9 protein-coding genes are annotated in these 12,460 nt (G+C 45.7%); 3 read left to right on the top strand and 6 right to left on the bottom strand.

Going from position 1 to position 12,460, the window contains the following annotated elements:
- Positions 1-8: 8 nt before the first annotated feature.
- Positions 9-740, bottom strand: coding sequence for a class I SAM-dependent methyltransferase (locus ACI4L0_RS09385; RefSeq protein ID WP_439799910.1), 732 nt, complete (start codon positions 738-740; stop codon positions 9-11).
- A gap of 117 nt (positions 741-857) precedes the next feature.
- Between ACI4L0_RS09385 and ACI4L0_RS09380 the strand changes: the two genes are divergently transcribed.
- On the top strand, positions 858-1,397 hold the full coding sequence (locus tag ACI4L0_RS09380) for a DUF308 domain-containing protein (protein WP_439799909.1): 540 nt from the start codon (positions 858-860) through the stop codon (positions 1,395-1,397).
- 17 nt (positions 1,398-1,414) lie between these two features.
- Complete coding sequence (gene thyX / locus ACI4L0_RS09375) at positions 1,415-2,251, top strand: FAD-dependent thymidylate synthase (RefSeq protein ID WP_439799908.1); 837 nt, start codon at positions 1,415-1,417, stop codon at positions 2,249-2,251.
- Positions 2,252-2,762: 511 nt separating this feature from the next.
- Here the strand turns inward: thyX and ACI4L0_RS09370 are convergent.
- The 3 genes from ACI4L0_RS09370 to ACI4L0_RS09360 all read right to left on the bottom strand — a co-directional run bounded on the left by ACI4L0_RS09370 (position 2,763) and on the right by ACI4L0_RS09360 (position 7,329).
- Complete coding sequence (locus ACI4L0_RS09370) at positions 2,763-4,772, bottom strand: hypothetical protein (RefSeq protein ID WP_439799907.1); 2,010 nt, start codon at positions 4,770-4,772, stop codon at positions 2,763-2,765.
- A gap of 28 nt (positions 4,773-4,800) precedes the next feature.
- Positions 4,801-5,844, bottom strand: a complete 1,044-nt coding sequence (locus ACI4L0_RS09365) for a DUF2804 domain-containing protein (RefSeq protein ID WP_439799906.1) — start codon at positions 5,842-5,844, stop codon at positions 4,801-4,803.
- A gap of 225 nt (positions 5,845-6,069) precedes the next feature.
- Positions 6,070-7,329 (bottom strand): IS110 family transposase, encoded by a 1,260-nt coding sequence (locus ACI4L0_RS09360; RefSeq protein WP_439799905.1) that lies wholly within the window; start codon positions 7,327-7,329, stop codon positions 6,070-6,072.
- A gap of 237 nt (positions 7,330-7,566) precedes the next feature.
- On the opposite strand from ACI4L0_RS09360, the gene ACI4L0_RS09355 reads away from it, so the two are divergent.
- Positions 7,567-8,817, top strand: a complete 1,251-nt coding sequence (locus ACI4L0_RS09355) for a hypothetical protein (protein WP_439799904.1) — start codon at positions 7,567-7,569, stop codon at positions 8,815-8,817.
- An 876-nt stretch (positions 8,818-9,693) separates the two neighbouring features.
- On the opposite strand, the gene ACI4L0_RS09350 is transcribed toward ACI4L0_RS09355, so the two are convergent.
- Together ACI4L0_RS09350 and ACI4L0_RS09345 are read right to left on the bottom strand one after the other, a co-directional pair.
- A complete protein-coding gene (locus ACI4L0_RS09350; RefSeq protein ID WP_439799903.1) occupies positions 9,694-10,959 on the bottom strand; it encodes an extracellular solute-binding protein in 1,266 nt (421 codons plus the stop codon).
- A complete protein-coding gene (locus ACI4L0_RS09345) occupies positions 10,943-12,235 on the bottom strand; it encodes an aminotransferase class I/II-fold pyridoxal phosphate-dependent enzyme (protein ID WP_439799902.1) in 1,293 nt (430 codons plus the stop codon). The genes ACI4L0_RS09350 and ACI4L0_RS09345 overlap by 17 nt, the downstream gene beginning before the upstream one ends.
- Between the last annotated feature and the right edge of the window lie 225 nt (positions 12,236-12,460).

Here is a 12,460-nt window from a genome sequence, read left to right as displayed (position 1 = left end):
GACACCTGCTATTTTAAAATCACAACAAATTCCTCTTCATTCCCTGTGAATTCAGATTTGTCATAGTCAGCAAAAAAATCTGCGCTGGTGAATCCCGCTGCTTCTGCAAACTGCTCTATCTCAGCCGGCAGCAGAGGATAAAGAGGAATGTCCTTGGCTACGGGAACAATTTTTCCGTTCCCGGTTTCAAGGTTCATTGAAAATAATTTTTCGCTGTTTTTTCCGGTGATGATTTCAGAAAAGATTTTTGCGCGCAGGCTTCTTTTTTCCGGCAGCTGAATAAAATGCTCGTGCCTTCTGTACTCAAAATTTATGCACTGGATAACAAGAAGTCCGCCCGGAGCCATGAGCTTGCGGCAGTCAGAGAAAAATCGCTGTATTTTTTCCTTGCTTCCAAAAAAAAGCAGGCGGCTGTCCAGAATTGAAATTACATTATAGAAATTTTTCCCAAGGAATCTGGTCATGTCTTCATTATCCATTCTGAAAAAGCGGATGGACATAAGCTGGGTTCTTCTGCGCAGATTCGCGGCATGCATAAGCTCCTCGCAGCTTTCAATGCCCGTAACATCATTTCCCTGTTTTGCCAGGAAAGTTTCAAAAAGCCCGGAGCCGCAGGAAACCCTCAAAAAATGCACCGGCGCATCAAAAGAACGACAGAATTCCAGATACAAATTCTTCTGGGCCTCGGAAAAATTGAAAAGCTCATCATAATATTCTGTAAAATTCTGGATAAACTTCATTCTTTAATTATAAGAGTTGTTTTGGTATTTTGCAAACTATAAATAAATGTTATACTGACCGTATTCAAAAAAAATTCGCAGCAGTGCGTTTCCACAGCATAACTTACGGGAGGAAATATGAATCCAAGAATTTTCATGGGTATTCTGAGCGCGGTTATAGGGCTTCTGGCTGTTATAAATCCGCAGGCAAGCATTCAGGCGATTGTCATCATCATAGGAATAAGCGCAGTTATAAACGGAATTTATTCCATTGCAAAAGTAAAGAGCTTTTCCCTGAATCCGTATTTTGAGCACATCATGATTGCAAAAAGCCTTGCTGGAATTTTAATCGGAATGTTCGCCGTGATTCTTCCGTTTGCGCTTTTCAGCATGATTCAAACTGTTGTGAGAATTTTTATTTACATACAGGCATTTTTTCTTCTTCTGTCGGCAGTCGCTGAATTTGCAGCTGTTTCCAGAACTGAAAATTCCGCGCCGCTTGTAACTGAAGCTCTTTGCTCGGTTCTTATTGCGGTTCTTCTTTTTATGCTTCCTGCTGATTTCGGCGTAAAGCTTGTAAGGCTCGCAGGAATTCTGATTTTTATAGCGGGAACAGCTTTTGCCGTAAGGGAATGGAAATCAAGACCGATTGAAGTTGAAGCTGAAATAATTGAATAGAAAAAAAAGGGGTATTTATGGCACACTGTATTGTTCCTGCGGCGGAAGAAATTCTGGACAAGGAATTCAAGGTATTAGACAAAGGTTTTGTGCGGATGGTTGACTATTATGGAAGCGATTCCAGAATTGTGCAGGCGGCTCGTGTTTCCTATGGAGAGGGAACAAAAACGGTGAGCCAGGACGGCGCGCTGATAGACTATCTTCTGCGCCATCAGCACACTTCCCCCTTTGAGCAGGTGGTGTTTACATTTCATTTAAAGATGCCGATTTTTGTGGCCCGGCAGTGGGTGCGCCATAGAACCGGCAGAATGAATGAAGTTTCCGCCAGATACAGCATAATGAAGGACGAATTCTACGTTCCGGAGCTTTCATGCATCTCAAAGCAGTCCTCAGACAACAAGCAGGGGCGCGGCGAACTTTTTGACAAATCCCAGGCAGAGGAATTCCAGGCCGCTTTTTGCGCAGGGCAGAAAAAATCATACGAAGTCTACAAGGACATGGTGGACAAGGGAGCCGCCCGGGAAATTGCGCGCATAAATCTTCCGCTTGCCCTGTACACAGAATTTTACTGGCAGATGGATTTGCACAACCTGTTTCACTTTTTAAAGCTCAGGCTGGACAGCCATGCGCAGTACGAAATCCGTGTCTATGCGGAGCAGATTCTTGAGATTATACGGACAGTCTGCCCTATGGCGGTAAGCTCGTTTGAAAACACCATGGCAAAATCTGTTACATTCAACGGAGAGGAAATGGAAGCCCTGCGCTGTATTTTAAACGGACAGAAAAATCCCATTCAGGACGAAAAGAAGCTTAAAAGATTCAATGAAAAAATCAAGACGGGCATTCAGCTTTAGCTTTCTGTAAAAGCGGTATAAAAAAAACGTCATGCTGTGCACAGTGCACAGATTCCGAAACAAGTTCGGAATGACGTTAACCTTGTCATGCTGAACTCGTTTCAGCATCTGTGTTGGGTGCAGTACACAGATTCCGAAACAAGTTCGGAATGACATTAACCTTGTCATGCGGTATTTGTCCCCTTTGTCATGCTGAACTCGTTTCAGCATCTATGCTGTGTGCAGTGCACAGATTCCGAAACAAGTTCGGAATGACAGTGGAACTTTGGCATGACAGTGGAAGCCCGTCATGACAATGAAAGCCCGTCATGCGGTATAAAAAAAATGTCATGCTGAACTCGTTTCAGCATCTACGCTGTGTGCAGTGCACAGATTCCGAAACAAGTTCGGAATGACAGTGGAAGTCTGGAATGACAGTGGAAGTCTGGAATGACAGTGTAAAGTTGGCATGACAGCGGAAGTTCGGGGTGACAGAGTAAGCCCGTCATGACAATGCAAGCCCGGCAGGCGGCTATTTTTTGCGCTTTGCTTCTATTGCCTTTTTTACACCCTCTGCAAAAAGCTGGTTCTGGTCGTTGCGCTCCGGAACAGAAAACAGAGGCGCGCCGTCTTTTTCGGAAATGCGGTAGAGCTTTGTGGAATTTGCGTCATAGGCGGGGCTTGCGGAGTTGTTTATCCACCAGTCCAGAACAGATATAGTGCAAAGTGTATATCTTATGAGGTTCGCATTTGTGGCGGCTGTAACATCGTCTTCTCTTTTTGCTCCCAGAAGAACATCGATTCTTTTTGAAACCGCATTGGGCAGGTCAAAGGTGTAGCGGTCCCACGGATTCAAAACACCCAGCACAGTCTTTTTTTCCGCCATGTTTTCGTCAATTCTGCGCACAAGGGAAGTAAGAACTGTCCTGATGTAGTCTGTGCGTGCGGCAAGCGGACGGTAGCGCGCATCGTTTATCGGCTTCTGCAAGACAGGCGCATTGAATTTGTAGCTTGGAAGAAAATAAAATTTAATGCGCCACAGAATATTGTTCAGATTTTCCTTGCCGAATTTTGTCTGCGCGTAGTCCTTCTGCGAATAAATTGAATTCACATAGCTGCGGAGATAGTCCCCGAGCTTCTTTGAAAACAAATCCTCGTAGTAAGAAGCCCAGTCTTCCATCGCGGAATCAAGCTTGTCCGGGTACGAAGCGAGCTTTTCGTCCGCCTCAATGTTGAATTTTATATTCCGGCAGCCCTTGAAAAAATCTTCTATAATCAAGATAAGAACGATTGTTACATGGAGCGGATTTTCAGGCGCAATGACATTAAAGCCGTCTTCAAAATTATAGATTGGATTGAAATACGGAAACAGGTCAGGGTGCTTTTCCAGGTGAAGAAATCCGGCCTGTGGAAAAAGCTGGTCAAGAATTTTCAGACCCATGTTTACAATTTCGTTTTTTTCTCCGGCAATGTGTCTGCGCTCAGGCTTTTTCTTTTCCGCCGTCTGCTCCGGCTTGCTTTCCTTTTTCTTTTTTTCAGGCAGAAGAAGATCGAATTTTGAAATGCCAAGAAACTTGAGAATTTCCCCGATTTTTACTTTAAAGAAATCCGGGAACTCAACAAATTCGTCGGAGGACATTCTCATCAGCAGCGGATACATTCCCTGGATAATCTGGTCGTGGATATAAAGCCAGTCTGTAACCGCCTGCTTTACAAGAGTCTGAAGCTTCGCCTTGTCTGAATTCGGAAATTCCAGAAGGTCGGAGTAAATATCCTTTATGAGCAGAGAAACCTGCTGGTCGCCTATGTAGTAGACCGTCAAAAGCATTCTGTAGACGGCGCGCACAAACGGAATCAGCATTGGAATTGTGAGATAGTCGGAGGCGTTTTCAATATCCATGGAAAGAACTTTTATGTCGCGCATTGTCCATTTTCCGACTGTGCGCAGGAACTTAAATTTAAGGTCTGTTTCCGTTGCGATTTTTGCCTTGTAGATATCGGGCGAAATCTGAATGAAAGTTTTTATAGTCCCGATGAACGCCTGGATATGCTCCACGTGGCGAGGAATAAGATATTCCCCGAATTTTTTCTGAACACGCTCCCGGTTTTTCGCGGACATTCTGTAAAAGAAGTTGAAAAGCCCGAAGTCCGGTTTTATCTCGCAGCCGGGCGACATCATCATGCGGTCCATGAGCTTGAGGTCGTGGGCGGAAATTTCCGGCAGGTCTGCGTCAGTGCGGATTTTTTTTACCGGTGTCCGGATTCCTCCCACCGCCGCGGACGAAAATGAAGAGCCGAACGATGCGCTCTGTGATGAAATGTCAGCTGAAGACCTTCCTGAGGCGCGGATTGTAGGCTCAATCCTTCGTCTTCCAGAAGGCATAGCGGAAGCGGACGGAGCAGATTTTTCGCGCAGCACTTCGCCGCCGAGCTTTTTCTGCATAATCATTGCCTCGCCGGCATCTATGGGGCCGATATTTTTTCTGGTTTTGTCAATCGTGCCTGGTTCAAGAGTTCTTCGGGGAAGGTTTTCTTTTTCCATAAAATACTCCAAGTTTTGCAGAAAGTTTCTAAAGACGTATCAAATAATTTTCGGCAATTCCGGGCAGAGATTTAAATGAAACTTTTTCACCGTCGGCAGTGAGGAGCGTTCCTTCCAGCGTGCCGTAAATTGTATGATGAAGGCTCCGCACAAGAAAAGCATTTATGTTGTTCACGCTTATGGAAACCGGCGAAAATGAAAGATCCACCATGTTTTCTGTGTCCTGGATAATCCATTTTTTGTCCATGCCGGAATAATGCGAAATCAGCACAGGCGGAAGCGGTGTTGCTTTTCCGTCATAAAAAAGAACATTGCAGTTGTAGCGGTCCATATCCACGGATTCAGTGGAATCGCAGGAAATTTTGACAACGATTTTCTTGCCTTTTACTTCCCCGATTCCAAGGACAGATTTTCCGTGCGAGCGGAATTTCATGTAGGTGCGTGTCATGCCGAACGAGCAGATTCCCTGCTGGGAAGACACTGTTTTTGTTTCTCCGTTTTTGTACGAAAGTGTGAGCGTGCCGTAAAGCGGAAGCACTGAACTGTAGCTTGCATGGCTCCGGCGCATTGTGGGATTTGGCCGCACCGAAGTCAGCTCGGAAAACTGGCTGTCGCTGAAAACCGCGGAAAGCGCAGCGCGCGCCAACGGACGCACGGAATCCCCCTTCAGGCTGAAAACAACCGAAAGCCTGTTCTGGCTTCTGTTCCAGCTGATTCTGGTGTACCGCCGCCTGCTGTAGTTTGAAGTGGAAGCCGCCTCCAGGCTGTGCGGTATGAGCCGTTTTCTTGGCCCGAGCAGAGAGCGGTAGGCAAATTTCTGTGAAGTGTTTTTATTCCAGAAAAGAACCTCGCAGAATCCTGCAATCTTTGCATCTATAAAGCTTATGCGGCCTATGAATTCGCCGATGTCAAAAGAAAATACCAGACGGCTTTTTATGCGCAGATTGGTTATAAATGTGGGAAGCGGAACAACACCGTACGGTCTGAAAATTCCGCGGATATCAAAACGCTTTGGATGCCCTTTGAAAGTGCCGAAAACCGGCTTTCCGTCCTGCACAAAAGCATTGGGCATATCTTGCAAATCTCTTGTATACAAAAACCTACCCTGTGTTTTTTTTAGGGGCTGTCCAAAAGTTCAGTGCGCACAGCACCGCAGTTTATTTTTGGATAGCTCCAGTTCCTAAAAAAGTGCTGATTACACCAAAAACAATTCGCCGCACTTTTCACGATTTTACCATGAGTTGAAGTTTAAGTGAACCTCTAAAAACTTATTTTTCAGTGATTTTTTAAAGACCTTTCAGCATATTGGAACCTCGGGGTCGCTTTCTTCAAGAGCGGCCTGGGCAAGCTCATTCGTCCATGAAGGCGGTCGGATTTCTGTGCAGATATGCGGACAGTAGTCCACGTTGTTTTTTAGCACGGCATAGACCATGTTCAAGAGCTTGTGGCAAATAAAGCCCATCGCCTGAAAATGCGTTTTGCCGCGCGAAGTCTGGATGCTGTACAGGCGCACAATTTCCCGGCAGTGGTGAACGGAAACAAACGCCGCAACCCAAAGGCTTCTTCTGAGGTACATTGAGCCGCGCTTGGACATGTGGTTTTCCGTGCCGACAAACTGTCCTGACTGTTTTACAGAGGGGTCTATTCCAGCGTAGGCTGCAAGTTTCTTTGATGAGGAAAATCTGTTTATGTCGCCTATTTCGCTTAGAATTGACGCGCCCAAAACCGGCCCTATTCCAGGAATCTGCGTAATCTTTGTGTTGAATGAATTGAAATATTCGGCAATCAGCTGCTCAAGCTCCTGAATCTGTCTTTCCACAAGCTCAATCTGCTCTATCATCTGCTTTATCATGAGCGAAAATGTCTGGGAGGAAATCCGCGCGGCAAATGAATTCCTTGCAATCTCCATCAAGGCTTCCGCTTTTTTTATGCTGAATTTTCCGTTGGAGGCAGTGCGCAGAAGACAGGCGAGCCGTTCAGTTCCGAGCGAAACAATTTCACTTGGCGAAGGACAGTTCTTTAAAACCGCGAGCGAAGACTTTCCGAATGTGTCAGAAAAAAATCCCTGGTACTCGGGGAAAATTCTGTCCATCATCACAATTATCTTGCGCTTAAGGTCAGCCACAATGTCCACAAGAAAAAATCTCTGGCGGCAAAGGTCGCGCATGATAAGCATTTTTTCGTCCGAGAGCTTTGTTTCCGAATACTGCCCGATTCTTATAACCTGGGCGATTATCTTGGAGTCCACGGCGTCTGTCTTTGTTTTGCGCAGATAGAGGTTTCTGAGCGCGTCAGACTGAAGGGGATTTATCACGTGCACAACGGCTTTTTTTTCAGTGAGCCAGGTGTAGAGGTTGAGCCAGTAATGCCCTGTCGCTTCCATGCCGAATTCAAAATTCTCCAGACTGGAATCCACTTCAGAAATTTTTTTCATCAGAAAATCAAAGCCCGCCTGTGTGTTTGTGAACCTGAATGTTCTTCCTGTCAAAGTTCCATCGGGATTCATTATTACTGCCTGGTGGGATTTTTTTGCAATATCAATTCCAACTATGTACATTCATAGCCTCCTGTAATTAGGGAAAACTTTTTTTAGAGTTTGAAACGGGACTATTCTACCCGGACAAGCCGGAAAAAAAAGTCCTATTCTTAGGTGCGGGCTCAAAGTCCCAAGGAGGCGATTAGGATATCTTTTAGAATAATCCAGTTCAAACACTTCTATAATACATGAAAATCAAAATAACTCCAATCTCTCTTTGCCCCAATGCCTAGCATTTTTATATAAGGAGGCTAAGAGATGAAAAAAACTCTTATTGCGGTTGCAGCTGCTGCCGCTCTTACAGCAACATCTGCATTCGCAGAAATCACATTTGGTGCATGGCTTCGTGTTCTTGGTTCACCAATCGCTTCTACAGGTGAGGAAACTGTAGCTGGAATGGAGAACTCATGGGGATGGGGCGCACGCACAGCCCGTATCAATGTGAACGGCGTTTCTGAGGACGGAAAAGCCGGTTTTGTAATGGGTGTCTACAATGACTTTGAAAACGGCCTTGACCAGGGTGATAATGCATACCTCTGGGTAAAACCAGTTGACCAGGTTAAAGTTTCCTTTGGTAAATTAGACGGCGCAGAAAACGGACTCCGCGGTGACTTCTGCTACGGTTCATGGAACTGGATCCGCCCTTTCAACTGGGGATATGACGGCGAAGGTCTTACATTCGACGGAATCTGGAGAAAAGGCTTGATGGTTGAGGCTGATCCTATCGACGGACTCCATATTTTTGCTGTTATTCCAATGGATAAAAATGGTGATGACGATTATAAAAATTACTATCATACAGCAGAATGGACATACCGCAACGCACAGGTTGGATTCGGCTATGCTATTGAAGGTGTTGGTAAGTTCAAGGCACAGTGGATTGGTGACTGGAACTATACAACAAAAGCTGACAGCGACGGATACGATGAAGTTGACGAGGACATGACAACAGGACAGGTTGGCATTGCATTCGACCTCACAGCTGTTGAGAACCTCTATGTAACAGTAGGCGCAAGATTCGGAATTGCAGACAAGGATTATGAAGATGGAGCAAAGTACATCAAGATGGCTTTCACAGCAGGCGCTTCTTATCAGGTTACAGAGCAGTTCAAGATTTCTGTTGACGGCGGATACAAGCAGTTCCAGGATGACTGCATTGGAAAAGCAGGCGATGAAAAGGACAATATGTTCTTTGTAGGCGCTGGTGTTGACTTTGCTGTTATGGACGGACTTAACGCAGTTGCTGATGTCCGCTATGCAAGCATCGGATACGGAAAGGATGGCGATGATGGCGCTGTAAGCTTCCTCATTGGAGTTAACAAGTCTGTATCAAGCAACGGCTCTCTCGGAATCGGTTTCCAGGGCGCAACAAATGGCTGTGGTCTTGTTGTAGCTGGCGGAGACAAGAGCGGTCTTGTTGCTGGATATAACCCAGTTGCAAATGCTGTTACAGGCGACGGCGACGAATTCGTTTGGGCAATCCCTGTATCTATCAGCGTTTGGTTCTAGTCGCAAAAAAGAAGCAACGCTTCTTTTTTGCTCTGACAGTTTTGCAAAGCAAAACTGTCGGGAATGCTGGCGAGTTTTCTTTGAAAACCCACTTGACCTGACACGGCAGTTTTGCTTTGCAGAACTGCCCCAAATGCTGGCAACAGCAAAGCCTCCCTTCCGGGAGGCTTTTTTGTTTTTAAAAGTCTGCCATGCTGAATTATTCATAAAAACATTGTCGTACTGAATTATTCATAAAACTATTGTCATGCTGAACTCGTTTCAGCATCTGTGCTGTATACAGTACATAGATTCCGAAACAAGTTCGGAATGACAGTGTATGACAATGCCCGTCATGCGGCATTTTCCCCCTCGTCATGCTGAACTTGTTTCAGCATCTGTGTTGTAACAGTGCATAGATTCCGAAACAAGTTCGGAATGACAGTGTATGACAGTGCCCGTCATGCGGCATTTTTCCCCTCGTCATGCTGAACTTGTTTCAGCATCTGTGTTGTAACAGTGCATAGATTCCGAAACAAGTTCGGAATGACAGTAGAAATTGAAATGACAGTAAAAATAGGACTGATGGTAAAAATACAGAATGATACTATGGTTAAAAGTTATTAGACGGGGCAAAAAAAACACGGCGTACTTTTTTAAAAACACGGCGTGAATTTTTTAAAACACGGCGTGTTTTTAGTGAATTCACGCCGAGAATTTTTCAGTTCTTCGGAGGTCTGCTGTCCTCAGATTTGCGAGGAGGGGGGGCAGTTCAAAGTGCTTTTAGGGGGGCGGTTTGACGTGTATGTGCGCAGAACGGGCTTTGATTTATGTGTTCCAGATGTGCGGCAGAATCCCTGGCTTTTCGAGGGAGAAGCTGGAGCCATGGCCTGTTTTTTAATAGAACTGCTTTGTCCACTCGGCGATTCTTTCTTCAAGGGGCTGCACGGTGTCGGAATTTTCGGTTCTTATGCTTTCCTTGAGATATGGAATGATTACATGCGACTTTAGGCTGTGCCAGCGGTAGGGAAGAATGTTCGGGAGCGTTATAAACTGCTCGGGCGGCATATTTCCGAGGAGATGGCGGTAATAGGCAGGGTAGAGCTTTTCGTTCACTTCCTTGAGAGAAGAAAATCCTCCTGCGATTCCAAAATTCACGGTGTCAAGCTTCATGTTTTCTGTGCGCTCAATCAAAAGCTGCTGGGTTTCAATCTTCATGAGCCAGGCAATGAATTTTTCCGCCTGCGCCGGATGTTCAGCTTTTTTGTAAAGTCCTATGGTCAGAATCCAGTCCTCCACGGGGATTTTTCCGTCCTGTTCAAGCCACCTGAACGAAAGGTCTGTAATCTGGGAATCGGTGAGCGTAAAAAGCTTGTCGCTCGTGGTGTATGAAAAAAGGCATCTTCCTGAGGCAACCTGCTTGTAGCCCGGCATATACAGATAGCGGAACTGAAAATTCTGCTCCGCCGAAGTGCTTGAGTTGTTTTCCAATGTCCACTGGCGCATCTGCTGTATGGAATTCTGCATAGCCTCTTCATTCCATATAAAGCTTGAGCCTTTTTCGTGGTAGGAAGTTCCGTAGAGCCTGGTCGCAAGATACATGAATTCGCTGTCCCAGGAAGGCGCGTACCCCATTGCAGTAAAGGCTCCGCTCTTGTTTTTTTCGTTGAATTCCGCGGAAAAATCCCGTATTTGCTCCAGATTCAGAAAATGCTCTGTGGTAATGAGGTCTTCGTTTTTCTTGTTGAAAATCATCGCCGGCAGATTGAAGCTGAGAGGCACAAGGTACTGCTTTTCGTTAATCTGGCCGTATTCAAGGAGCTGCTTGTAAAAAAGGCTTCGGTCTAAGGATTTTTCCCTGAAAAGATAGTCCACCGGCTGAAAATATTTGCGGGTCGCTGAATTCTTTAGCCAGGGGCCTATAAGCAAATCCGGGGTAAGCTCATCCTTTGCAGGCGGAAGGGAGCGCGCAACACCGTCCTTGTAGACAACAAATGCGCTTATGTTCTTGTGTGTGGCGTTGAAAAGCTCCACGTAGGAAACAATTTCTGCATTGTCGCTCCATATTACAAGCGGCTTGCTCTGTTGTTTCCTGCATGAGGTGAGCGTAAAAAGTAAAAGCGCGGCTGCAAGCGGAAAAATCCGCCTATTTCCCAAGTTCATCCGCAGCATCATAGATTGCCTGGTAGACTATGTTGATTTTGTCCTCGTCAAGGCTTGAAAATGCAACTCTGAGCGTTTTGCTGTCTATGGAAATTGTTCCTATTCCGCGCTCGTTCAAAAGCTTCTGCCGGAGCACTTCTGCGTTCAGGGTCTTTGTGTCAAATGACATAAAATAGCCTGAGTTGAATGGAAGAGGCTCTATGAATTTGCTTGTGTGCGTGTCAACAAAGGTTCGCACCAGCTTGTAGCGGCGTTCAAGAATTTTGCGGAATTCCGCCTTTTCAGCTTCCATCGTACCTGAGGCGGCGGCCTTTACAATGAGCGACTGGGAAGGAGTTGCGGCGCATGAAACCGATGAGCGTATTGCCGCCATGAGCTTTTTTACAAGAGCTTCGTACTGCGCTTCTGAAAGTCCCTTGCAGCCGAATGTAACAAAGCCGGTTCTGAATCCCCAGGCAAAATCTTCCTTTGTAGGACCGTCTATTTTTGCCGCCAGGACATTTTCGTGCAGGTCGCACAGGTATGCGAACAGAGATTGTTTTTCGATGTTTTCTTCATAGTTAAGCCCGAAATATGCGTCGTCGCACCAGACCATGACTTTTGTGCCTTTTTCGGCAAGCTCCCGTACGATTGAAACAAGCTGTTTTGCTTCGTCCGCTGTTGGGCTGTAGCCTGAAGGGTTCTGCGGAAAATTCAGCAGGATGCGCACAGAGCCGCTTTCGGCCTGCTTTTGCATTGTTTCCTTCAGTCCGGCGATGTTGAATTTTCCGTCCTGGAACATCTTGAACTGCACAAGCCTTGAATTGCGACGGGCTTCCGCTATGAGTATGTAGTTGTCCCATGAAGGGTCGGCCGCGATAAGAGGCTTTGTTTCGTCAAGAAAAAGGTCTGCAAGATATGAAATTCCCGCTGTAAGGCCAGGGACAACAACAGGCATAGAAAACGCCTTGTCCTTTAAAAGCGGATTTTTGCGGATAATGGAGTCTTTCCACATTGCACGCAGAGCCGGATCTCCTGCTGTGGGCGCGTAGCCTACGAGTTCCGCGGCAGTCAGCTCCGGCACATATTTTTTTACAGAAGGAAGCATTATCGGCTTGCCTTCAACGACTGTGGTTCCGATTGTTCCGTTTGCAGTCTTTCCGAGTTTCTTTGCCTCTCCGCTCTGTGCAATTATTCCCTTTGGAAAGTAAAGCCGTATGCCTACATCAGAAAGCAGCTCTCCGGGCGTTGTTCCCTTGAGCGCGTCGTTTAGTTCTTGTGCTAATGGGTTTATCATGATTTTTGATTATATCTTTTTTGAATGTTTGTTTCAATAATTTTGCATAGGGCGGAATTTTTGAAGGCGCGGAAAAAAGCTTCTTCACTTTTTTTACAGCAAAAAAATCCTGCTTTTTGCGGCGAATTTTCCGTGTAAAATTCAGAAAAACACATAAAGAAGCAAAATAATCAAGAAAATAAAAAATCGTGAAACGTTTCCTGTGGTATAATTTCAGTTAATAGA

The sequence above is a fragment of the Treponema sp. genome (assembly GCF_051883275.1).
Classification (GTDB): domain Bacteria; phylum Spirochaetota; class Spirochaetia; order Treponematales; family Treponemataceae; genus Treponema_D.
The sequence above is the reverse complement of the archived record's forward strand: the minus strand, read 5'-3'. Positions and strand labels throughout refer to the sequence as shown.

Bases quoted from the DNA above. Each gene is read 5' to 3' on its own strand.
- ACI4L0_RS09370 (WP_439799907.1), bottom strand. From the start codon at position 4,772: ATGGAAAAAGAAAACCTTCCCCGAAGAACTCTTGAACCAGGCACGATT.
- ACI4L0_RS09345 (WP_439799902.1), bottom strand. From the start codon at position 12,235: ATGATAAACCCATTAGCACAAGAACTAAACGACGCGCTCAAGGGAACA.
- ACI4L0_RS09385 (WP_439799910.1), bottom strand. From the start codon at position 740: ATGAAGTTTATCCAGAATTTTACAGAATATTATGATGAGCTTTTCAAT.
- ACI4L0_RS09380 (WP_439799909.1), top strand. From the start codon at position 858: ATGAATCCAAGAATTTTCATGGGTATTCTGAGCGCGGTTATAGGGCTT.
- ACI4L0_RS09350 (WP_439799903.1), bottom strand. From the start codon at position 10,959: ATGAACTTGGGAAATAGGCGGATTTTTCCGCTTGCAGCCGCGCTTTTA.
- ACI4L0_RS09360 (WP_439799905.1), bottom strand. From the start codon at position 7,329: ATGTACATAGTTGGAATTGATATTGCAAAAAAATCCCACCAGGCAGTA.
- ACI4L0_RS09365 (WP_439799906.1), bottom strand. From the start codon at position 5,844: ATGCCCAATGCTTTTGTGCAGGACGGAAAGCCGGTTTTCGGCACTTTC.
- thyX (WP_439799908.1), top strand. From the start codon at position 1,415: ATGGCACACTGTATTGTTCCTGCGGCGGAAGAAATTCTGGACAAGGAA.
- ACI4L0_RS09355 (WP_439799904.1), top strand. From the start codon at position 7,567: ATGAAAAAAACTCTTATTGCGGTTGCAGCTGCTGCCGCTCTTACAGCA.